This is a genomic window from Oerskovia sp. PE-21s, from assembly GCF_056158145.1.
Genome location: NZ_JBUXJM010000004.1, coordinates 257,861 through 280,339, shown reverse-complemented (window position 1 = coordinate 280,339; position 22,479 = coordinate 257,861). Strand labels below are relative to the sequence as shown.

Annotated in this window: 20 protein-coding genes; 5 read left to right on the top strand and 15 right to left on the bottom strand. The window is 72.6% G+C overall.

Going from position 1 to position 22,479, the window contains the following annotated elements; all coding sequences use genetic code 11:
- Positions 1-35 precede the first annotated feature (35 nt).
- Both ACZDYF_RS09835 and ACZDYF_RS09830 read left to right on the top strand, forming a co-directional pair.
- Positions 36-1,127, top strand: coding sequence for an NAD(P)H-quinone oxidoreductase (locus ACZDYF_RS09835; protein WP_475056009.1), 1,092 nt, complete (start codon positions 36-38; stop codon positions 1,125-1,127).
- Positions 1,128-1,173: 46 nt separating this feature from the next.
- Positions 1,174-1,857, top strand: a complete 684-nt coding sequence (locus tag ACZDYF_RS09830; protein ID WP_475056007.1) for a bacterial proteasome activator family protein — start codon at positions 1,174-1,176, stop codon at positions 1,855-1,857.
- A gap of 24 nt (positions 1,858-1,881) precedes the next feature.
- Here ACZDYF_RS09830 and ACZDYF_RS09825 read toward each other — a convergent pair whose 3' ends face one another.
- The 5 genes from ACZDYF_RS09825 to ACZDYF_RS09805 form a co-directional block, all read right to left on the bottom strand.
- Positions 1,882-2,775 carry an EamA family transporter gene (locus ACZDYF_RS09825; RefSeq protein WP_475056005.1) on the bottom strand — a complete coding sequence of 298 codons (894 nt, stop codon included), beginning with the start codon at positions 2,773-2,775 and terminating at the stop codon, positions 1,882-1,884.
- Between the two features lie 105 nt (positions 2,776-2,880).
- Complete coding sequence (locus ACZDYF_RS09820; protein WP_475056003.1) at positions 2,881-3,819, bottom strand: carbohydrate ABC transporter permease; 939 nt, start codon at positions 3,817-3,819, stop codon at positions 2,881-2,883.
- Positions 3,816-4,805 carry a carbohydrate ABC transporter permease gene (locus ACZDYF_RS09815; protein WP_191789848.1) on the bottom strand — a complete coding sequence of 330 codons (990 nt, stop codon included), beginning with the start codon at positions 4,803-4,805 and terminating at the stop codon, positions 3,816-3,818. The genes ACZDYF_RS09820 and ACZDYF_RS09815 overlap by 4 nt, the downstream gene beginning before the upstream one ends.
- Before the next feature lie 180 nt (positions 4,806-4,985).
- Positions 4,986-6,374: an ABC transporter substrate-binding protein gene (locus ACZDYF_RS09810; RefSeq protein WP_475056000.1), complete on the bottom strand. Its 1,389-nt coding sequence runs from the start codon at positions 6,372-6,374 to the stop codon at positions 4,986-4,988.
- 254 nt (positions 6,375-6,628) lie between these two features.
- Complete coding sequence (locus ACZDYF_RS09805) at positions 6,629-7,636, bottom strand: LacI family DNA-binding transcriptional regulator (RefSeq protein ID WP_191789850.1); 1,008 nt, start codon at positions 7,634-7,636, stop codon at positions 6,629-6,631.
- A 226-nt stretch (positions 7,637-7,862) separates the two neighbouring features.
- Here ACZDYF_RS09805 and map point away from each other — a divergent pair, with 226 nt between their 5' ends.
- Positions 7,863-8,645, top strand: a complete 783-nt coding sequence (gene map / locus ACZDYF_RS09800; protein ID WP_475055998.1) for a type I methionyl aminopeptidase — start codon at positions 7,863-7,865, stop codon at positions 8,643-8,645.
- Between the two features lie 76 nt (positions 8,646-8,721).
- Here map and ACZDYF_RS09795 read toward each other — a convergent pair whose 3' ends face one another.
- From ACZDYF_RS09795 to ACZDYF_RS09750, 10 genes are all read right to left on the bottom strand, one after another.
- Entirely contained in the window at positions 8,722-9,168 is a 447-nt protein-coding gene (locus tag ACZDYF_RS09795) for a GNAT family N-acetyltransferase (protein WP_475055996.1), read from the bottom strand.
- Positions 9,169-9,280: 112 nt separating this feature from the next.
- On the bottom strand, positions 9,281-10,222 hold the full coding sequence (locus ACZDYF_RS09790) for an HAD family hydrolase (RefSeq protein WP_318243678.1): 942 nt from the start codon (positions 10,220-10,222) through the stop codon (positions 9,281-9,283).
- A complete protein-coding gene (serS, locus tag ACZDYF_RS09785; protein WP_475055993.1) occupies positions 10,219-11,532 on the bottom strand; it encodes a serine--tRNA ligase in 1,314 nt (437 codons plus the stop codon). Before serS ends, ACZDYF_RS09790 begins: the two co-directional genes overlap by 4 nt.
- Before the next feature lie 73 nt (positions 11,533-11,605).
- Positions 11,606-12,505: an ABC transporter ATP-binding protein gene (locus ACZDYF_RS09780; protein ID WP_475055990.1), complete on the bottom strand. Its 900-nt coding sequence runs from the start codon at positions 12,503-12,505 to the stop codon at positions 11,606-11,608.
- 53 nt (positions 12,506-12,558) lie between these two features.
- The gene (gene fepG, locus ACZDYF_RS09775; protein ID WP_475055988.1) at positions 12,559-13,635 is read right to left on the bottom strand and encodes an iron-enterobactin ABC transporter permease; all 1,077 of its coding nucleotides are present in this window, start codon (positions 13,633-13,635) and stop codon (positions 12,559-12,561) included.
- The gene (locus tag ACZDYF_RS09770) at positions 13,632-14,735 is read right to left on the bottom strand and encodes a Fe(3+)-siderophore ABC transporter permease (protein ID WP_475055986.1); all 1,104 of its coding nucleotides are present in this window, start codon (positions 14,733-14,735) and stop codon (positions 13,632-13,634) included. The genes fepG and ACZDYF_RS09770 overlap by 4 nt, the downstream gene beginning before the upstream one ends.
- A gap of 1 nt (position 14,736) precedes the next feature.
- Positions 14,737-15,612: a siderophore-interacting protein gene (locus ACZDYF_RS09765; RefSeq protein WP_475056571.1), complete on the bottom strand. Its 876-nt coding sequence runs from the start codon at positions 15,610-15,612 to the stop codon at positions 14,737-14,739.
- Positions 15,612-16,601 (bottom strand): ABC transporter substrate-binding protein, encoded by a 990-nt coding sequence (locus ACZDYF_RS09760; RefSeq protein ID WP_475055984.1) that lies wholly within the window; start codon positions 16,599-16,601, stop codon positions 15,612-15,614. Before ACZDYF_RS09760 ends, ACZDYF_RS09765 begins: the two co-directional genes overlap by 1 nt.
- A gap of 102 nt (positions 16,602-16,703) precedes the next feature.
- Positions 16,704-17,723, bottom strand: a complete 1,020-nt coding sequence (locus ACZDYF_RS09755; protein ID WP_191789855.1) for an ABC transporter substrate-binding protein — start codon at positions 17,721-17,723, stop codon at positions 16,704-16,706.
- 58 nt (positions 17,724-17,781) lie between these two features.
- Positions 17,782-18,804: a helix-turn-helix domain-containing protein gene (locus ACZDYF_RS09750; protein ID WP_475055981.1), complete on the bottom strand. Its 1,023-nt coding sequence runs from the start codon at positions 18,802-18,804 to the stop codon at positions 17,782-17,784.
- A gap of 55 nt (positions 18,805-18,859) precedes the next feature.
- Here ACZDYF_RS09750 and ACZDYF_RS09745 point away from each other — a divergent pair, with 55 nt between their 5' ends.
- A complete protein-coding gene (locus ACZDYF_RS09745; RefSeq protein ID WP_475055978.1) occupies positions 18,860-20,617 on the top strand; it encodes an ABC transporter transmembrane domain-containing protein in 1,758 nt (585 codons plus the stop codon).
- Positions 20,614-22,467, top strand: a complete 1,854-nt coding sequence (locus tag ACZDYF_RS09740) for an ABC transporter ATP-binding protein (protein WP_475055976.1) — start codon at positions 20,614-20,616, stop codon at positions 22,465-22,467. Before ACZDYF_RS09745 ends, ACZDYF_RS09740 begins: the two co-directional genes overlap by 4 nt.
- Positions 22,468-22,479 lie beyond the last annotated feature (12 nt).

The following is a 22,479-nucleotide window of genomic DNA, read 5'->3' as shown; positions in this document are numbered from 1 at the left end:
ATCCCCCACTCGCCAGACGTGCGTACTAACTATCGGTGCACTTGCCCCAGGGACCTAATCCGGTCATCCAGGGCAAGCCGGAGGCTTCGTGGAGGATTCCGACGAGGCCCGACACCCGCCCTCGTCGACGAGGCCGTAGTGTCTTTCGTGTGCGAGCCGTCACGATAGCCGCCCCGGGTGGCCCAGGGGAACTCACCGTGTCCTACCTCCCTGACCCCGTCCCGGGTCCGGACGAGGTGCTGATCGACGTCGTCTCGAGTGGCGTGAACCCTGCTGACCTGCTACAACGTGCCGGAAAGTACCCCCCACCAGCGGGTGCGCCGGTATGGCCGGGTCTCGAGGTATCTGGGGTGATTTCGGCCGTCGGGGCGCGTCTCACAGGATGGGACGTCGGCGACGAGGTCGTCGCGCTGCTCGACGGGGGCGGCTACGCGGAGAAGGTCTGCGTCCGGGCGTCCCAGGTGCTCCCTCTGCCGGGCGGCGTCTCGCTCGTCGACGGCGCCGCGCTCCCCGAGGCCGTGTGCACCGCGTGGAGCAACCTGGTCGACGTGGGGCGCCTCGCCCGCGGCGACGTGCTGCTCGTGCACGGCGGGTCGGGCGGGGTCGGCTCGGTCGCGACGCAGATCGGTGCCGCGCTCGGAGCGCGGGTGGTCACGACCGCAGGCGGACCCGAGCGCGTCGCCCGCTGCCTCACGCTCGGTGCCGACGTCGCCGTCGACCACCGGACCCAGGACTTCGTCGCCGCGGTGCGCGAGGCCTCGGGCGGCGCCGGTGCGGACGTGGTGCTCGACGTCGTCGGGGCGGCGTACCTGACCGACAACCTCCGCGCGCTCGCCACGGGGGGGCGGCTGGTCGTGATCGGGATGCAGAAGGGGCGCCGCGGCGAGCTCGACCTGGGCATGCTGCTCGCCAAGCGCGCGACGGTCGCCGGGACGACCCTGCGCGCCCGACCCGCCGAGGAGAAGGCCCGGCTGGTCCGTGACGTGCTGACGCACGCGTGGCCCCTGGTCGAGCAGGGGCGGGTGCGCCCCGTGGTCCACGCGAGGCTGCCGCTCGACGCGGCGGCCGACGCTCACCGGCTCATGGAGTCGGGCGAGGTGTTCGGCAAGGTCCTGCTGGTGCCGTGAGCGCCGGGCCGTCGCGCTCGGCCGCCGTTCGGGACAGACTGGGTGCATGAGCGACGACGCGCGAGGCGACCTGTCCCCCGAACGGTCCGAGCAGCCCGCTCCCCCGGATCGGGGGCGCGAGCGGGGTGCGGACAGCGGCTCCGGGAGCGGGCGCGGCTACACGGTCATCTCCCCCGACGGGACGGAGGTCGCGCCCGACGGGTCGGACGACGAGGCCTCGCGCGCGGGAGCGGTGCGAGCGACGGACGAGGACCGCGACCCGGGCGCGGCCGTCGAGGAGCCGGCCAAGGTCATGCGCATCGGCGGCATGATCAAGAGGCTGCTCGAGGAGGTCCGGGACGCGCCGCTCGACGAGGCGGCCCGCAGCCGGCTCGCCGAGATCCACGAACGGTCGCTCAAGGAGCTCGAGGAGGGCCTGTCCCCCGAGCTCGTCGCGGAGCTGCACCGCATCTCGTTGCCCTTCACGGACGACACGGTGCCGTCCGACGCCGAGCTGCGCGTCGCGCAGGCGCAGCTCGTGGGGTGGCTCGAGGGGCTGTTCCACGGCATCCAGACCGCCCTCGTGGCGCAGCAGATGGCCGCGCAGGCGCAGCTCTCGCAGATCCGTCGGGCCCTGCCGCCGGGGGCGATCCCCGTCCCCGGCATGCCGGGCCACCCCGCGCAGCCTGCACCGCCCGGCGTGCGACGCGAGGGGGACGACGGTCGCCCCTCGCCCGGGCAGTACCTGTAGGGACCTCTCGGAGCGGGTCGCGCGCTATGCGGGCGGCGGGTCGGTCCGCTGCGCGGTCATGGCGATGGCCCCGGAGACGAGCAGCAGTCCGACGAGCTCGAGCCAGGAGGGGAACTGCTGGAGCACGACGGCGCCGATCACCACCGCGGTCGCCGGCAGCATCGCGAGCAGCACCGAGAACGTCGCCGCGCTGACGCGCCGCAAGATGAGCTGTTCGAGCACGTAGGGCACGACCGACGAGCACACCGCGATCCCGACGACGGCGAGCAGCAGCTGCCAGTCCTCGAGCACGGCGCCCGACGACGGCGCGAGGAACGGGGCGAACACCAGCGCCCCCGCGGTCATCGCCACGGAGAGCGACGTGACCCCCGACCCGGCCAGCGCGACGCGGCGCCCGAGCAGGATGTACGCGGCCCAGCACGCGGCCGCGATGCCGATCGCGACGAGCCCGATCACGACGTCCTCGTGCGGGAGGTCGGACGTGAGGGTGACCCCCGCGAGCAGGACCACGCCGACCGCGGCGACCGCGATCCCGCCCCGCTCGCGCCAGCCCCGGCCGGTGATCGCCGCGACGGCCACCGGGCCGATGAACTCGATCGCGACCGCCGACCCGAGCGGCAGGTGGTCGATCGCGACGTAGAACGTCACGTTCATCGCGGCGAGCGCCACACCGAACACCGCAGCCCACGCGAGCGTGCGCCAGGTCCAGCGCTTCCGCCACGGACGTCGCCAGGCGAGCAGCAGGAGGGCCGCGACGACGATGCGCAGCCAGGCGACCTCGGGCGCCCCGACGACGGCGAACAGCCCGACCGCGATCGCGGCCCCCAGGTACTGGGTCAGCCCCGAGACGACGAAGAGGGCGGGCGGCGGGATGCGGCCCGCCACGTTGCCGAGGGCACGACCGGGACGCGAAGACACGAGACGACCCTACGTCGGCGCCAGGAGTCCCCTCACGCACCAGCACCCCCGTGAGCCGCGACGGCACCAGGGAGGGGGCCCACAGCAGTCGGGCGAGCGGGCACCTCACCCCTTGACGGAACCTGCCAGGAGGCCTCGCACGAAGTACCGCTGGAGCGCCAGGAAGACGACGAGCGGCACGATCATCGACACGAACGCTCCGGCGGTGAGCAGGTGCCAGGCGTTGCCGCGCGTCCCGGCGAGGTCGGCGACCGCGACGGTCAGCGGGCGCGAGTCCTGGTTGGCGAACGTGAGGCCGACGAGGAGGTCGTTCCACACCCACAGGAACTGGAAGATCGCGAACGACGCGATGGCCGGGACGAGCAGCGGCATGAGGACCTGGAAGAAGATCTTGACGTGTCCCGCGCCGTCCATGCGCGCGGCCTCGATGAGGGACGAGGGGATCTCCTTCATGAAGTTGTGCAGGAGGAAGATCGCGAGGGGCAGCGCGAAGATCGAGTGGGACAGCCACACGGTCCAGAACGTGCCGTTGATGTCGGCGTCGACGTAGGCCGACAGGAGCGGGATGAGCGTGATCTGGATGGGCACGATCTGCAGCGCGAACACCGCGACGAACAGCAGGTTGCGTCCCTTGAAGTCGATCCACGCGAACGCGTAGGCGGCCAGCAGCGCGATCGAGATGGGGATGACGACCGCCGGGAGCGTGATGACGATCGAGTTGACGAAGAACGACGCGAGGTCGGCGGACCCGAAGAGGACGTCGTTGTAGTTGTCGAGCGTGAACTGGGGGTCGCTGAGCGTGGTCCACCAGCCGGAGCGGCGGATGTCGAGGGCGGGCCGGAACGACGTGACGAGGAGGCCGACCGACGGGATCGTCCACAGGATCGCGATGACGATCGCGAGGCCCGACGCCCACGGGGAGCTGAGCCTGCCCTTGACGGCGATCGCCCGTCGTTCGGCGCGCGAGAGCTTGCCGACGCGCTGGATGTCCTTCGACGCCTCCGCGTCGACGGAAGCAGGCAGCGTGGGCGGGACGGCGGTCATCGGACCTCCTCGGAGAGGCGGAGCTGGCGGACGTTGTAGACCACGATCGGGATGACGAGGACGAACAGGATGACCGCGAGCGCGGCTCCCAGCCCTTCGTTGGACTGCCGGAAGCTCTGCGTGTAGAACTCGTTCGCGACGACCGACGTGCCGAACTGGCCGCCCGTCATGGTCCGGACGATGTCGAAGACCTTGAGGGTGCCCATGGCGATGGTCGTGACGACGACGACGAGCGCGGGTCGGATGCTGGGCACGGTGATGTAGCGGAACATCCCGATGCCGTGGAGCCCGTCGAGACGCGCGGCCTCGACGATGTCGTCGGGAATGGCCTTGATCGCGGCCGACAGGATCGTCATCGCGAACCCGGTCTGGATCCAGATCATGACGACGATGAGGAACAGCGTGTTGGTCGGCTGGTTGATGAGGAACTGCTGCGGGGGGATGCCGATCCACACGAGGAGCTGGTTGAGCAGGCCGGTCTGCTGGATGTTCGCCTGGTCGGGGCGGTACTCGTAGACGAACTTCCAGATGATCGAGGCGCCCACCATGGAGATGGCCATGGGCAGGAAGATCAGGCCCTTGGCGACCTTCTCGAAGCGGGTGCGGTCGACGAGCACCGCGTACACGAGGCCGATGAACGTCGAGACGATGGGCACGAGGATGACCCAGACCGCGGTGTTGCGCAGCACGATCTGGAACTGGTCGGTCGTGAACGCCGTGACGTAGTTGTCGAGGCCGACCCACTCGGCCCCGGTCTTGTTCTTGAACGACGAGAGGATGGTCAGGATCCCGGGGTAGACGAGGCCGAAGATCACCAGGAGGACGGCCGGCCCGAGGAAGCACAGCACGACGACCCAGCGCGGGACGCGTTTGGGCTTGTCGACGGCGAAGAGCAGGCCTCCCATCACGACGACGAAGAGGAGCATCGCGAAGACCATCAGGCCGAGCTTCTCGGCGGTGGTCTCCGGTGTGGTGAAGAAGTCCATGAGGGCCTCCGGTCTGCCCGACGGCGTCGGCGGGCTGGGGCGGTTCGGTCACCCGCGGTCGTGGTCCGGCGGGCGCGGTGCTGCGCTGGTGCTCGGTCGCCTGCGAGGACGTGCTGAGCCGGGGCCCGTCGCGTGGACGACGGGCCCCGGCCCCTCACGCCTCGTTGCTGGCGTCCTCGGTCAGGAGGCGGGCCAGGACGCCTCGATCTGGTCGACGACCTCCTGGGTGCTGGCCCCGGTGAGCCAGTTGACGATCCCGGTCCAGAACGTCCCGGCGCCCACGGCACCCGGCATCAGGTCGGAGGCGTCGAAGCGGCTGACGGTCAACGGGTCGGCGAGGATGTCGGCCGAGAGCTTGTCGAACTCGGTCGAGAGGTTCTCCGGGTCGAGCCCCTTGTTGGCGCTGACCCACCCACCGTCGGGCGTGGCCTTTGCCTTGGCATTGGCCCACTCGGCGCTCGACAGGTACGTCTGGAAGGCCTGGACCTCGGGGCGGTCGTTGAACGCGGCGACGAACTCGCCGCCCACCTCGACGGGCTTGATGTCGGTCTGGTTGGTCGGCAGGTAGAACGCGAAGACGTCGCCGTCCTTCGACACGTCGGTACCCTCGGGGAACTGCGTCTGGTAGAAGTTCGCGGCGCGGTGCAGGAAGCACGTCCCGTCGAGCAGACCGAAGCCCGCGTCGGTCCACGGGGTCGTGGCGATCGAGTCGACCCCGCCGAGGCCTGCGTTGACCATGGCCGGGTCCTTGAGGACCTCGCCGGCGGCGTCGAACGCCGTGACGACCTGGGGGTCGTTGAAGGGGATCTCGTGCTTGTACCACTGGTCGTAGACGTCCGGACCTGCGGTGCGCAGCATCATGTCCTCGACGAAGTCGGTGCCCGGCCAGCCCGTCGCGTCACCGGACTCGACCCCTGCGCACCACGGGAGGGCCCCGTCGTTGTCCTCGGAGTACTGGGCAGACAGCGCCATGAGGTCGTCCCACGTCTCGGGGACCTCGTAGCCGCTGTCCTCGAACACGGCGGGCGAGTACCAGACGTACGACTTGACGTTGGCGCCGAGCGGGGCGGCGTAGAAGACGCCGTCGACCGTGCCGTAGTCCTTCCAGGAGGCCTCCCAGTTCTCGTCGACGTTCTTCGCGGTCGCGTCCGGCGCCGGGACGATGGTGCCGGTGTCCCGCACGATCGTCTGAAGGAGGCCGGGCTGCGGCAGGTAGGCGATGTCAGGTGCGTTGCCTGCCTTGACGCGGACGAGGAGCTGGGCCTCGAACTCGCGGGAACCCTCGTAGTCGATCGTCACGCCCGTGCAGTCCTCGAACGGCTTGTAGGAGTCCTTCTGGGTCTGCGCCTCCGGGTCGACGATCGAGGTGTAGACGTTGACGGACTTGCCGTCGAGGTCGCCGAACTCCTCGTAGGGGGCGCAGTCGATGCTGGACGCCTCGCCGGACGAGCCGGACGTCTCGTCGCCTCCTCCGCTACCGCCGCAGGCGGTGAGCACGAGCGCGAGGCTTGCTCCGCCGGCGACGGCCGCGAGGGCACGGCGCTTGGGTGACAGGGTGCTTCTGGTCATGACATTCCTCCACAGCGTTGTGGTGCTGACATCGCGGTCGGCCCGCGGGTGTCGCGGTCCGTCGTCCTCGACTCGACCGCCCCACTTGCCATGCAAGCGTTTACATCGCTGTTGCGCAAGCGCAGGAGGCCCGTTCGCGAGTAACGATTCCGTTACTCATGACGCCTTGCAACCGCTCACGGTGGTCGCGCTCCCACCCCTGGTGACCTGCGAAAGCCCGCCAGCAAGCCGGAAAGGGGGTCAGCAGGCCCCGATCACCGGCGGCGCGGCTGCGACGTCGACGACCGACGAACCAGGTGCGTCGGGTAGGTCAGGCTCTCGGGCACCGGGGCGCCGTTGATCATCTCCATGAGCAGCATCGACGCGTCCGCCCCCTGCTGGTAGGCGTCCTGCCCGATCGTCGTCAGCCCGACGAGCTCGCCCAGGTCGTGCCCGTCGACCCCGATCACCGACAGGTCGCGCGGCACGTCCAGGCCCAGGTCGCGCGCCGCGAGGATCGCGCCCATCGCCATCTCGTCCGACGCCGCGAAGATCGCCGTGACGTCCGGGCGACGACGCAACAGCTCCTTGGTCGAGGACCGCCCACCCGCGACGTCGAAGCCGCCGTTGACCATCAGGTCCGGTGACGGCTCGATGCCGGCCTTGCGGAGCGCGCGCTCGTACCCGGTCGAGCGCTCGACCGGCGGCGACCAGGACGAGACCAGGTCCGGCTGGCCCGTGATGTGCCCGACGACGCGGTGCCCCAGGTCCAGCAGGTGACGGGTCGCGAGCGAACCGGTCCGCACGTCGTCGAGGCGGACCGTCACCTGGTCCGCCGGCCCCGAGCCCACGAAGGCCAGGGGCGTCCCCAGCGCCACGAGCGAGGCCACCTCGTCGTCCTCGAGCGGCAGCCCGACCACGAGCGTGCCGTCGACACGGCGCCGCAGCACCGTCGGGTCGACCGTGCGGCGCGGACGCCCGTCGTCGACCTCGAACGTGTAGAGCAGCACGTCGTAGCCCACCGAGCGCAGCGCCCGCTCGGCACCCTCGATGACGTTCGCGAAGAACCACCGGCTCACCCACGGCGTGATCACGCCGATCGTCCGGGTCCGCCCGGTCGCGAGCGACGCCGCCGACGGCGACGGGACGTACCCCAGCCGCTCGGCCTCCGCGCGCACCCGTGCCCGCGTCGAGGCCGACACGTTCGGCAGCCCCCGCAGCGCACGCGAGACCGTCGCGGTCGACACACCAGCCGCTTGCGCTACCTCGTCAATTCCTGCCACGAGGAGCGATTGTCCCCCGTCCACGGAGCAGAAGCGATTCACGGCGCGGGCGGACGGCGACGATCCGGGCGGCGCGGGTGGTTCACGACGGGCCCCCACGAGCGGCCCCGGAGGCCGCGCGGTTGCACCCCGGGCACCCTCCCGTGACACCCTGGGAGCAGGTCGGAGGCCGCCGCGACTTCCCGCGGCGACCCGGCACGCACCCGCACGCACCGAGAGGAACACCATGATCGAGCTGAGGACCCCCCGCGAGATCGAGCAGATGCGCCCGGCGGGCCGCTTCGTCGCGGACGTCCTCACGCAGGTCGGCGCGGCCGCGAAGGTCGGCGTCAACCTGCTCGAGCTCGACGCGATGGCCCACGAGATGATCAAGGACCGCGGCGCCGAGTCCTGCTACATCGACTACCACCCGTCGTTCGGCGCGAGCCCCTTCGGCAAGGTCATCTGCACGTCGGTCAACGACGCCGTCCTGCACGGCCTGCCGTTCGACTACCGCCTCCAGGACGGCGACCTGCTGAGCCTCGACTTCGCGGCGTCGGTCGACGGCTGGGTCTCGGACAGCGCCGTGTCGTTGGTCGTCGGGACCCCGCGCGCGGGCGACCGTGGCGCCGCGGACCAGAAGCTCATCGTCGCGACCCAGGAGGCCCTCGCCGCAGGGATCGCGGCCGCGCAGCCGGGCAACAAGGTCGGCGACATCTCGGCCGCGATCGCCGCCGTGGGCCACGGGGCGGGCTACCGGATCAACACCGACTTCGGCGGGCACGGCGTGGGCCGCACCATGCACGGCGACCCCCACGTGCCCAACGACGGCCGCAAGGGCCGCGGCTTCCCCCTCAAGCCCGGCCTGGTCATCGCGATCGAGCCGTGGTTCCTCGAGACGACCGACGAGATCTTCACCGACCCCGACGGGTGGACCTTGCGCAGCGCCGACGGCTCGCGCGGCGCCCACTCGGAGCACACCGTCGCGATCACGGAGGACGGCCCGCTCGTCCTGACGGCGCGCGACTGACCCTCCGCGGCTGACCGCGAGGTAGGACGTCCTGAGCGAAGTAGTGCGCAGGGCGTTCTACCTCGCGCAGGACGTCCTACCTCGCCGCGACCGACCTCTTGTAGAACGTCGCCGAGTCCTCGTAGCCGAGCGCGCGGTAGAAGTCGCCCGACCGTCTGCTCGCGAGCGACACGTAGGCAGCCCCGGACTCGGCAGCCCAGGTCTCGGCAGCCAGCATCATCTTCCGCCCGACGCCCTGACCACGAAGCCCTGGGTCGACCATGACCTCCTCGACCCAGACCACGGTGCCGTTGGCGAGGAACGTCGGGTGACGGTGCGCCAGCAGGTACCCGACGGCGCCGCTCCCCTGGTCCGCGACCAGCAGCAAGGCGTCGGGAGCCGCCAGCAGCACCCCGAACGTCGACTCGAAGGGTTCGCGGCGCGGCCTGAACGACGTCGCGAAGTCACGGGCCAACGGCCAGACGGCGTCGAGGTCGTCGGCCGCGGCCGGCCGGACGATCGTGGTGGCTGCTGCGTCGTTCACGCGCGCAGCCTAGCGGGATGCCGCGAGATAGAACGTCCTGCGCGAAGTAGTGCGCGGGGCGTTCTACCTCGCGCAGGGCGTTCTATCTCGGCACGGGGATCAGCGAAGAGCATCAGACCAGGCTGCGCAGCACCGCGACCGCACCGGCCTCGTCGATGCTGCCCGTGACCTCGTCCGCCGCCGCCTTGACCTCTGGCTCGGCGTGGCCCATGGCCACCCCGCGACCCGCCCAGCGCAGCATGTCGATGTCGTTGCTGCCGTCGCCCACGGCCACCGTGGCGCCCGGGGCCACGCCCAGCAGCCCGCGCACGCGCTCGAGGGCGCTCGCCTTGGTCACGCCGAGCGGCGCGATGTCCATCCACGCGGTCCAACCCACCGCGTACGTGACGTCGCTCAGCCCCAGGGACCCGGCCAGCGCGCTGAACTCCTCGCTCGTCGACCCCGGGTTGCGCACCACGACACGCGTGACCTCGCCCGACCACAGCTCCTCGAAGTCGACCACGTCGTGCACGCCGTCGAGCTCGCCGTGCGGGAAGAGGTCGTTCATGCGGAAGCCGATCCCGACGTCCTCGACCGCGAAGAGCGCGTCCGGGAGCTGGTCGCGCAGCAGGCGCAGCGCGTTCTCCGGGTTGAACGTGATCATCTCGTCGACCACGTACCCCGTGGGCGACGCGTCGTCGAAGCGGGCCGTCACGGCGCCGTTCGAGCACACCATGTACCCCTCGGACAGGCCCAGGCGCTCGGCGATGGGCAGCACCGCGATGAGCGACCGCCCCGACGACAGCAGCACGTGGTGCCCCGCCGCGCGCACGGCGGCGATCGCGTCCGCGACACCGTCGCTCAGGACGTCGTCGTGGCTCAGGATCGTCCCGTCGATGTCGAGCGCGACGAGCAGCGGCCCCTCCCCCGGACGGGCCGGGTGCGCGGCACGGGCCGCGTCCGACCGGGCGTCCGCGCCCGACGGCGTCACCTCGCCCGGGTGCGACGGCGCGCTCGCGGGAGCGACGTCGTCGGGCCGGGGGGTGCTCGTGGCGACCTGCGAAGGGCCCGTCACTCTGTGCCCCTCGACGTGGACTTCGACGACGCGACCACGGGCTCCAGGACCTCGAGCCCACCCAGGTAGGGCCGCAGGCCCTCCGGGACGCGGACCGAGCCGTCGGGCTGCTGGTGGTTCTCGAGGATCGCGACGATCCAGCGCGTCGTGCCCAGCGTGCCGTTGAGCGTCGCGACCGTGCGGGTCTCGGACTTGCCGTCGACCTCGACGCGCTCGCGCACGCCCAGACGGCGGGCCTGGAACGTCGTGCAGTTCGAGGTCGACGTCAGCTCGAGGTAGCGCTCCTGCGTCGGCAGCCAGGCCTCGCAGTCGAACTTGCGGGCCGCGCTCGACCCGAGGTCGCCCGCCGCCGTGTCGATCACGCGGTAAGGCAGCTCGCACTTGCGCAGCATGGCCTCCTCCCAGGCGAGGAGACGCTGGTGCTCGGCCTCGGCGTCGGCCGGGTCGACGTAGCTGAACATCTCGACCTTGTGGAACTGGTGCACGCGGATGATGCCACGCGTGTCCTTGCCGTACGAGCCGGCCTCGCGGCGGTAGCACGCGCTCCAGCCCGCGTACCGCTTGGGGCCGTCCGACAGGTCGAGGATCTCGCCCGAGTGGTAGCCCGCGAGCGCGACCTCGCTCGTGCCGACCAGGTACAGGTCGTCGGCCTCGAGGCGGTAGATCTCGTCCGCGTGCTCACCCAGGAACCCCGTGCCCTGCATGATCTCGGGGCGCACGAGCGTCGGCGTGATGACGGGCGTGAAGCCCTCCTGCGTGGCCTGGTCCATGGCCGCGTTGAGCAGCGCGAGCTCGAGGCGCGCCCCGACCCCCGTCAGGTAGTAGAACCGGGCGCCCGACACCTTGGCGCCGCGCTCGGTGTCGATCGCGCGCAGGCCCTCGCCCAGCTCGAGGTGGTCGCGGGGCGCGAAGCCCTCGGCCGCGAAGTCGCGGACGGTGCCCTCCTCGCGGAGCACGACGTAGTCGTCCTCGCCGCCCGGGGGCGCTCCCTCGATCACGTTCGAGATCTTGTACAGGATCGACTTGAGCTGCGCCTCGGCGTCGTCGGCGTCCTTCTGGCGGGCCTTGACGCCCTCCGCGAGCTGCTTGGTGTGCGCGAGCAGGGCGGTCTTCTCGTCGCCCTTGGCCTGCGCGACCTTCTTGCCCAGGGACTTCTGCTCGGCGCGCATCTGCTCGAAGTCCGTCAGCGCGCTGCGACGGCGGGAGTCGGCGTCGAGCGCCTGGTCCACGAGGGCGGGGTCGTCGCCGCGAGCCACCTGGCTGGCGCGGACGACGTCGGGGTTGTCGCGCAGAAGTCGAAGATCGATCACCACTAGAGGGTATCCAACGTGCGGGAGGGCGCGGCACGGGGCCCGCCGACGGCACGTCCGGCGGGCAGGCCGTTCACCCCCGGCGGCCCAGCGGGATCACCAGCGGCGTCCCCGTGATCGGGTCGTCGATGATCGTGCACCGCAGCCCGAACACCTCCTCGACCAGCTCGGCCGTCACGATCTCCCCGGGCGCCCCCTGCGCGACCACGGCCCCGTCCTTCATCGCGACCAGGTGCGTCGCGTAGCGGCAGGCGTGGTTGAGGTCGTGCAGCACCGCGACGAGCGTGCGGCCCTCGCGGTTGAGGTCGCCGAACAGCTCGAGCAGCTCGATCTGGTGCGCGATGTCGAGGAACGTCGTGGGCTCGTCGAGCAGCAGCAGCTCGGTCTCCTGCGCGAGCACCATGGACACCCACACGCGCTGGCGCTGCCCACCGGACAGCTCGTCGACGGGCCGCGCCGACAGCGGCGTGACCTGCGTGGCCGCGAGCGCCCGCACGACGGCGTCCTCGTCCTCGCGCGACCACTGCCGCAGGAGCTTCTGGTGGGGGTAGCGGCCACGGGCCACGAGGTCCGCGACCGTGATGCCGTCGGGCGCGATCGACGTCTGGGGCAGGAGCCCGAGCCGCCGCGCGACCTCCTTGGCCTTGTAGGACGTGATGGTCTTCCCGTCGAGCACGACCTGCCCGGCGCTCGGGGTGAGCAGCCGCGACAGGGCGCGCAGCAGGGTCGACTTGCCGCACGCGTTGGGCCCGACGATCACGGTGAAGGACCGGTCGGGGATCGCGACGTCGAGCCCCTGGGACACGATGCGTTCGTGGTACCCGATGCCGAGCCCCTCGGCGCGCAGCCGGGGCTCGCCGGGCCCGCCCGGCGCACCAGGCCCAGCCGGCCCGACGGCGGAGCCCACCGAGGGAGCGTCGGCCGCGGCCGGGTTCGTGGTCGCCGGGGTCGGGGTCGTGGTCGTGGCGGTCATCGCCGTCTCCTCGGGAGGGGTGGGGCTGGTCGGGGCCGTGCGGGTCCGGGTGCTCATTGCCGCCTCGCCTCCCGGGCGAGCAGCCACACGAGGTAGCAGCCGCCGATGCTCACGGTCACGACGCCCACGGGGAGCTGCGTGGGCGCGAACGCCCGCTGCGCGACGAGGTCGCTCGCGGCGAGCAGCGCGGCACCCATGGCGGCCGAGGACGCGAGGCCGACGGTCGCGCCGCGCGTGAGTCGTCGGGCGAGCTGGGGTGCGGCGAGCGAGATGAACGCGATGGGTCCGGCCGCGGCCGTGACGAGCGCGGTGAGCGCGACCCCCACGACGACGAGCGAGAGCCGCGTGCGTTCGGAGCGGACGCCCAGGGCCTGCGCGGCGTCGTCGCCCATCTCGAGGACGTCCATGCGCCGCCCCAGGAGGAAGAGCGGGGGCACGAGGACCGCGAGGATGAGCACGACGGGCAGCACCTGGGTCCAGGACAGCCCGTTGAGGCTGCCCGCCCCCCAGGTCGCGGCGGCCATGGCGCGCGCGAGGTCCGCCTTGAGGATGAGCCAGGTGTTGACGGACGCGAGCATGGCGCTGACGGCGATGCCGACGATGATGAGCCGGAAGCCCTGGACGCCGTTCTTGTACGCGAGCAGGTAGACGATGCCCGTGGTCACGAGCCCGCCGATCATGGCGCCGGCCGCGACCGCGCTGTACGAGCCGCCGAGCAGCAGGATCACGACGAGCGCCCCGGTGTAGGCGCCGGTGTTGAAACCGATGATGTCGGGGCTGCCGAGGGGGTTGCGGGTCAGGGACTGGAAGATCGCGCCGCTCATCCCGAGCGCCCCGCCGAGCAGGATCGCGAGCAGGACGCGGGGCAGGCGCCACTCGACGACGACCATGCGGATCACCTCGGGGGCGTCGCCGGTGAGGGCGCGCAGCACGTCGGGCACGGCGACGGCGTAGTCGCCGACACCGAGCGCGACGACACCCACGGCCGCGGCGAGCACCACGAGCACGAGGGTCACGACGGCGGCGCGCACGTCGAGTCGTGCGGAGAACCGTCCGCGGCGCGAGCGCACGACCCGGGTGGGTCGGCCGAAGTCGAGGCGAGCACGCGGCGTCTGCACGGGCGCGGTCACAGCCCGCTCACCTGCCTGCGTCGCACGAGCCAGATGAGGACCGGGGCGCCGACGAACGCGGTGACGATGCCGACCTGCAGCTCGGCAGGCCGCAGGACCAGGCGCGCTGCGACGTCGGACACCAGGAGCAGGATGGGTGACAGGACGAGCGTGTAGGACAGGATCCACCGCTGGTCGGGTCCCACGATCCAGCGCGCGACGTGCGGGACCATGAGCCCCACGAACCCGATGGGGCCCGCGGCGGCGGTGGCCGCCCCGCACAGGAGCGTGACCGCGACGACCACGATCGTGCGGGTCCGGTTGATGTGGGCGCCGAGGGACCGGGCGAGGTCGTCGCCGAGGGCGACCGCGTTGAGCGGGCGCGCGGCGACGACCGCGAGCGCGACCCCCACGAGGATGAAGGGCGTGACCGTCCCGACCATCTCCCACGAACGGTTGCTGAGCGTGCCCGCCCCCCAGTAGCGCATCTTGTCGAAGACCTGCGGGTTGAGGAGCGTGATCCCCGACGAGATCCCGCCGAGGACCGCGCCGATCGAGATGCCGGCGAGCGTGAGGCGGATCGGTGTCGCTCCCCCGCGCCCGAGCGAACCGATGAGGTAGACCACGACGGTCGTCACGATCGCCCCGAGGAACGCGAACCAGATGTACTGCTGGATGTTGACGACGCCGAACGTCGCGACGCCGAGCACCACGGCGAACCCCGCGCCCGCGTTGACGCCCAGGATGCCGGGGTCGGCGAGAGGGTTGCGCGTCAGCGCCTGGATGAGCGCGCCCGAGAGCCCTAGCGCGACCCCGACCAGCAGTCCCAGGGCCGTGCGGGGCAGACGCAGGTCGCGCAGGATGACCACGTCGTTCGGGTCGGCGCCGGGCGCGCCGCCGAGCGCGGACCACACCGAGGCGAGCGGGATCGTCTTGGAGCCCACGGCGAGGCTCACGAAGACCATCGCGACCAGGACCCCGACGGCGACGAGCAGCCACGCGGTCCGCGTCGCGTTGGTCGCGGCGAGGCCGGGCGCCTTGTCGGGGGTGCTCGCGGCCCGGGTCTCGCCCGGTGGAGGACCGTCCTGGGCGGGCGCGGGGGCCCGTTCGGTCGTCGTCATCTCACAGCCCCAGCGACTCGAGCTTGTCGAAGTACGCGTCCGTGACCTCTTCCTCGTCGCGGTCCTCGTCCGCCCACAGGGCGTCGATCCACGCCTTGACGCTCGGGTCGAGGTTCTCCCAGCGCTCCTCCCACTCCTCGGCCCTCGCGGTCCAGTACCCGATGGTCTTGTAGGCCGTGACCGGCAGGCCGCGCTCGTGGCGCAGGTACTTGCGGACGGCGCGCAGCACCGTGGTCTCGCCCGCGAACCAGACGTACCCGACGCCGTCGGGCAGGTCGATGCTCCGCAGGATCTCCTCGAGCCGGCACGGGCCGTGACCGTTGCCGCCGTAGACCCACGCGATGTCGACGTCCGGGTTGGCGGGGAAGGACTGGCGGTGGCCCGCGTCGGGCACCTCGACGACGACGCGCGTGCGCACGCCCGCAGGGGCCTGCTCGATCAGCCGGCCGACCGCGGGCAGGCCCGTCGCGTCCGCGAGGAGGATCTGCCAGGCGAGGTCCGCGGGCGGGTCGTACAGCCCGCGCGGGGAGTTCAGCCCGACGGCGTCGCCCGGCTTCGCCTGCTGGGCCCAGGTCGCGGCGACTCCCCCGTCGTGGACGACGAAGTCGATCACGACCAGGCCCGGCGCGGGCACCGCACGGACCGTGTAGGTCCGCATGGGTGAGGCCTGGACGCCCTCGGGGTAGTCCCACGAGTCCTCCGTCGCGAACGGCAGGACGGGCTCGGCCTCACCCGGCGCGGGCAGGAAGACCCGCAGGTACTCGTCGCCGACGCCCGTGGACTCGAAGTCCGCGAGGCCCTCGCCGCCGAGCGTGACCCGGATCATGCCGGCGGTCAGGCGCTCGACCGCCACGACCTCGGCGCGGTGGATGCGCATCACGGCAGCAGCGCCTTCTCGACGACCTCGAGGAACGCGTACTGGCCGCTGGGCGAGCCGTAGATCATCTCGAGGTCGTGCACGGCGACCTTCCCGTTCGCGACGAACGGCAGCGAGGTCCACAGGCCGTTGCCCGCGAGCTCGGCGAACGGGTCGGTGAGCTCGCCCGTCTTCTCGTCGGGGGCCGTCGAGGTGAAGACCCAGTCGATGCCCGCGAGCTGCTCGAGCTGCTCGGTGCCGAGCGTGGTGCCCTCCTCGCCCTCGGCGAGCGGCGTGATCTTCAGACCGAGGTCGTCGAAGACGAGGCACGGCGTGCCGTAGCAGGACACGATGACCTCGCCGTCGCCGTAGCCGACCGGCCCGACCACCGGGTCGATGCCGGCCGCGGCGAGCCGCGCCTTCACGTCCTCGACCTTGGCCTGGTACTTCGCGGTCCAGGCGTCGTGCTCGGCGACCTTGTCGAACGCCTTCGCGACCTCGGCGAAGCTCTCGCGCCAGTCACGGCCGTCGAACCCGTTGAAGCTGTACGTCGGGGCGATGTCCGGAAGCTTGGTCACGAGCTCGTCGTCGTAGCCCAGCCCGTTGAGGATCACGTCGGGCTTCGCGGCGAGGATCTCCTCGTAGTTGTACTCGGGGAAGTTCTCGAACGTCTTGATGCCCTCGAGCGCCTTCTGGTCGAAGAACGACGGGAAGGTCGTGTACCCCTGCGAACGGATCGGCTGGGAGTCCGCGAGCGGGATGCCGAGCGTGATGAGCATGTCGAGGTCGGTCGTGTAGACACCGAGCGCGGCCTGCGGGTCGGTCGGGATCGTGGTCTCGCCGAACGCGCTGTCGACCGTGCGGGTCTCGACCTCGCCGGCACCGGAGCCGGAACCCGCGTCGGTGCCCGAGGCGCACGCGCCGAGCAGCAGGGCGAACGTCGCCACGGAGGCGGCGGCAAGGGCTGAGCGGGCTGAGCGGGCAGAGCGACGGGTGGTGCGTGTGGTCATGGGACGTCCTTGTTCGGGCGCGGGAGTCGCGGCGGATGAGGCGGGGTGGAGGAGGAGGCGGCCGGGGTGCAGCGGCCTCTCGGCCGGGCCGGCGCCCCAGGGTCAGAGCAGGCGCGCGGCCTCGCGCAGGTCCTCGGCGAAGACCTGGGCGGTCAGGGCGAGCCCGAAGTTGCGGTCGTAGCGGAGCTCGGCGACGCGGCCCGCCTGGACGGCGGGCACGGCCTGCCAGGCCGGGTTGGCGGTCGCGGGGTCCTCGGGGTTCTGGAGCACGATCAGGTCGGCGTCGTGGAAGACGTCGAGGTTCTCGAACGAGTACCTCGACACCGAGCCGTTGCTCTGCCCGGCCTCGGGGACCACGAGGTCCATGCCGACGTCGCGCGCGATGCCCGAGCAGAAGCTGTCGGGCTCCTGGATCCAGAAGCCCTCCTCGTCGGCGCCCGCGATGACGACCGTGCGCCCTGCGACGAGCGGGCCGATCTCGGCGGAGACGTCCGCGACCGTGGCGTCGTAGGCGTCGATCGCCTCGGTCGCCTGCTGCTCGCGGCCGAACGCGGCGAGCTGGCGCCGGAGCGACGCCTTCCAGTCGGGGTCGTCGTCGCCGACGACGAGGACGGGCGCGATGCCCTCGGCCAGCAGCTCGTTCTCCTGGTAGTAGTTCCACCACCCCGCGCCGACGACGAGCATGTCGGGCGAGTGGGACAGGATCGACTCCGCGTTGGGCTCGATGTTGGAGCCGCCGAGGCGCTCGACGCCCTTCGGCAGGTGTGCCATGAGGTGGCTCTCGTCGGACCACTCGGTCGCGACGATCGGCAGCCCGGCGAGGAGTGCGAACTCGAGGCCCGCGCGGGCCTCCAGGACGACGACCCGCTCGGGGTGCAGGGGCAGGTCGGTGCGGTAGCCGTCGTGCTCGAACGGCTGGGTCCCGCCGCCCGCCGAGCCGGCCCCGGCCGACCCTGCCCCGTCGCCGCACGCCGCGAGGATCCCGGCGACCGTCAGTGCCCCGGCGCCGATGAGGAAGTCGCGGCGGGTGATCGCCGCGACGATCCGCTGCCACTGCCCCTCGGCGACCGGGAGGAGCGTCACGTCGGGGACGTCGGTGCGGGCAGGCAGGACGAGGGTCACAGGAGCTCCCGGGCAGGGGACGGCGACGCAACGGTCGACATCGGTTGGTTAGGTATCCCTACCCTAACCAGGCCTGCCGCTCCGGGACCGGCCGATCGTCGCCGGCAGCGGCCAGGGGATGTTCCGCATCGGCCCGCACCGAGGCCACGTACCAGCCCGGCGTGTGCCCGAGCACCCGGCGGAACGACTGCACGAACGCGCTCGCCGTCCGGTACCCCACCCGCCGACCGACCGTCCCCACCGGCATCCCGCCCGCGAGCAGCCCGATCGCGACCCGGACGCGCGCATGGATCCGCCACTGCGCGAACGTCATGCCCGTCTCCCGGTGGAACAGCCTGGAGAAGTTCCGCACGCTCACCGACACCTCGCGCGCCCACGCCTCGAGCGGACGCGTGTCGGCAGGGTCGTCCAGCAGACGCCTGGCGACCGACGCCAGGCGCGCGTCCGAGGGCATGGGCAGCACCATGGGCGTGACGTCCACGGGAGACAGGAGGTCGACGACGACGCGCTCGCTGCGCCGTCGGGCCGCCGGGGCCATGTCGCGCTGCGACAGGTGGATCATGAGCTCGCGCGCGGCGGGCGGGACCGAGACCGCGGTCGTGCGGTGCGCGCGGTCGAGGACCGCCACGAACGGGTCGTCCGTGGGCTCCGGGGCGGACGCCGCGGGTGCGGTCGCGAGCGGCTCGGCGGGCGCCGCCGCACCGTCCGCGTCCACATAGGTGCAGTAGAAGCCCGTGCCGCCTGCGGTCTGGACCGCGTGCGCGACACCCGCAGGGATCCACAGCCCGATCGTCGGCGGGACCGCGAAGAAGCCGTGCTCGGTCTCGACCGTCAGCACGCCCTGCGTGCCCCACAGCAGCTCGTGGAACGCGTGCACGTGCACGGGCCACAGGCCCGGTGCGCTCGGCGGGAAGTGCGACGTCGAGACCGAGCGGACCTCGCGCGCGGCCGCCAGGAGCGCTGCGGCCTCGGCGGTGTCGGCGTCACGCGGGCCGTCCGCGGCGTCGTGCCCGCCGCCCGGGAACCGGACGTGCACGAGGGGGACGGAGGAGGCTGAGGACGCCTGGCCGATGAGCGACATGATTGGGCAGGCTATCCCACATCGGCTCAGGAAGGTAAGCATTACCTTAGCAAGCATGCCCCTCCGTACCCGTCGTCCCGCACGCCGCGGCGGGCCCCCGCCGACGACCGTCGGCCAGGTCTTCCGCCTCGTCCTCACCGGGAACCGCCGGTGGCTCCTGCTGACCGCGGGCGCGAGCGGCTTCATGGTCCACCAGGTCGCCGAGGCGCTCGTGCCCGTGCTGATCGGCGTGGTCGTGGACCGCGCGATCATGCCGCGTGACGGTGCCGCGCTCGGGCTGTGGCTCGGGGTCCTCACGGCGGTCTTCCTCGTCCTGACCATGGCCTGGCGGATCGGCATGCGCTCGACCGTCCGCGCGTTCTCGTTCGCCGCGCACGACCTGCGTCAGCTCACCGTCGCGCGCGTCCTCGACCCGCGCGGCATGGCCAGGCGCCGCGCGGCGGGCGAGACCCTGACCATCGCGTCCTCCGACACGAACCGCGTCGCGGGGATCGCCTGGCTCGTCACGGGACAGCTCGGCGCGCTCGCCGCGATCGGGACGACCGCCGTGAGCCTCCTCCTCGTCTCCGTCCCGCTCGGCGTCGCGGTCCTCGTCGCGACCCCCGTGATGCTCCTCGTGATGCACCGGCTGTCCGTCCCCCTCGAGGCGCGCAGCGAGGCCGAGCAGGAGACCGCGGCCCGCGCCGGCGGGCTCGCGACCGATCTCGTCACGGGCCTGCGCGTCCTCAAGGGCCTGGGCGCGGAGCAGGCCGCGGCCGACCGCTACCGCCGAGCGAGCCGCGGCTCGCTCGCGGCCGCGCTGCGCGCCGTCCGGTCCCGCGCCGCGTACCAGGCCGTGAGCGAAGGGCTCTCGGTGGTCTTCCTCGCGACGGTCGCGCTCTTCGCGGGACGCACGGCGCTCGCCGGGCAGATCACGGTGGGCGAGCTCGTCGCCGTCGTCGGCCTCGCGCAGTTCGTCCAGGAACCCATGTCCCGCACAGGCTTCCTGGGCGTCGAGCTCGCCCAGAAGCGCGCGTCCGCACGCCGTCTGCTGCTCCTGCTCGGCGAGCCGACCGTCCACAGCGCCCCGGCCCGGCCTGTGGACGCGGGCGTGGCGGGTGCGACGCCGTCGGGCGGCTCGGTGACCCTCGCCGGGGTCTTCGGCGGCTCCACGCTCCCGTCCGTCACGGTCCGCCGCGGACAGGTCGTGGGCGTCGTCGTGCCCGACGCCGGGGACGCGGCCGCGCTCGTCGACGTCCTCGGGTGCCGTGCACCCGCGCCACCAGGAGCCGTCGTCGTCGACGGGACCGACCTCTCCACGCTCGACCCCGCGACCGGACGCGCCCTCGTCTTCGCGGCCCGGCACGACGCGTCGCTGTTCAGCGCGAGCGTGCGCGACAACCTCGCACCCGACGGCCCGCTCGACCCGCGCGCGCTCGACGCGTCGGGGACGACCGAGGTGCTCGGGCACCTCGGCGACGGCCTCGACACCCACCTGACCGGGCGCGGCCAGCACCTGTCCGGCGGGCAGCGCCAACGCCTCGTCCTCGGCCGGGCGCTGCACCGCCCCGAACCCGTGCTGGTGCTGCACGACCCCACGACCGCCGTCGACACCGTGACCGAGGCCCGGATCGCGGCGGCGCTGCGCGGTCTCCCCGAGCGCACGTTGCTGCTCGTCACGACGAGCCCGACGCTGCTCGCGGCGTGCGACCACGTGGTGGTGGCAGTGAGCGGGACGCCCGGTGCGGCCGGGGTCCACGGTGCGGCCGGCTCGGCCGGCTCGGCTGGCTCGGCCGGCTCGGTCGGCACCGGCGCCGAGCTGGTCGCGTCGTGAGCGCCGCCGCCGCGACCGGGGCCGGCCGCGCCGCCCCGGCGCACGAGATCCTGCCCGTCGCCTCGACCGCCGCGACCAACGCGGCGCTGTGGCGCATGCTCACCCGCCGCCGATGGCTCTTCGCCGGGACCGTCGCCGTCCTCCTGGCCGGGTCGGTCGCGGGCCTCGCGATGCCCGCCCTGCTCGGGGTCCTGGTCAACGTCGTGGTCGAGGACGGCGAGACCGCCGACCTCGTGCGCTACGCGCTCCTGCTCCTCGGGGCCGGCGTGCTGAGCGCGGGACTCGGCTACCTCGGCCAGACCCTCCTCGCCCGGATCTGCGAGGGAGCGCTCGCCGACCTGCGCGAGGACGTCCTCGCGAGCGCGCTCGACCTGCCCCTCGAACAGGTCGAGCAGGCGGGCGTCGGCGACGTCGTGGCTCGCGTCTCGGGGGACGTCGACGCCGTGAGCGAGGCGATCTCGGGCGTGCTGCCCGCGGTCACGTCGGCCGCGTTCACGATCGTCCTGACGCTCGTGGGCCTCGGGGCCCTGGACTGGCGCTTCGCGCTCGCCGCGGTCGCGGCCGCCCCCCTGCAGGTCGTGTCGCTGCGCTGGTTCCTGCGCCGCTCGGGCCCCGTGTACCGGGAGGTGCGCGTCGCCGAGGCGCAGCGCACCGAGCAGGTCATCGAGACGGTCGCGGGTGCGACGACCGTCACGACGCTCGGGCACGGCGACCGGCACGAGGCGCTCGTCGCTGCGTCGTCGCTGCGGGCGATCGACCTGTCGCTGACCGGGATCGGGCTGCTCACCCGGTTCTACAACCGGCTCAACGTCGCCGAGCTCGTCGGACTCGGGGCCGTGCTGGCCACGGGGTTCTGGCTCGTCTCGGGCGACGCCGTGACCGTGGGCGCGGCCACGGCGGCGGCCCTGTACTTCCACCGGTTGTTCGGGCCGATCGGGACGGTGCTCGGCGAGTTCGACGAGATCCAGAAGGCGGGTGCAGGCCTCGCCCGCCTCGTGGGCGTGACGGCGGCGACGGCGGAGCCCGCCGAGGGTGACACGATCCCCGCCGAGGGTGACCACCACCCCGGTCCGGCGACCGCCTCCCGGGAGCCGCGCTCCGCCGTCGTGCTCCGGGGCGTGACGTTCGCCTACACGCCCGGGCGCGACGTCGTGACCGACGTGGACCTCGACGTCGCCGAGGGCGAGCACGTCGCGCTCGTCGGGGCCTCCGGGGCCGGCAAGACGTCGGTCGCGAAGCTCGCGATGGGCATCCACCGCCCGACGCGCGGCGCCGTGCACGTCCTGGGCACGGCGCCGGGACGACGCCGTCGGGCCCCGCACGACGACGGCCGACGGACCGACGCCGCGATGGTGAGCCAGGAGGTCCACGTGTTCAGCGGGACGCTCGCCGAGGACCTGCGCCTCGCGGGCCCCGACGCGAGCGACGCGGAGCTCGCAGCGGCGCTCGACGCGGTCGAGGCGCACTGGGCGCACGACCTGCCCGACGGCCTCGCCACCGTCGTCGGCGCGGGCGGACTCGACCTGTCGCCCGACCGTGCGCAGCAGCTCGCGCTCGCGCGGATCCTGCTGCTCGACCCGGCCGTCGTCGTGCTCGACGAGGCGACCGCGGAGGTCGGGACCGACGGCGCCGCGACCCTCGACCGAGCCGCACACGCGGCCCTGTCCGGGCGGACCGCGGTCGTCATCGCGCACCGGCTGAGCCAGGCCCAGGTCGCGGACCGCGTGGTCGTCATGGAGGCCGGGCGGATCGTCGAGTCGGGGACGCACGACGAGCTGCGCCGGGCGGGCGGCCAGTACGCGCAGCTGTGGGCGGCCTGGGAGCGAGGTGCGGGAGACCGCCGAGGGTGACGGGTACGTCAC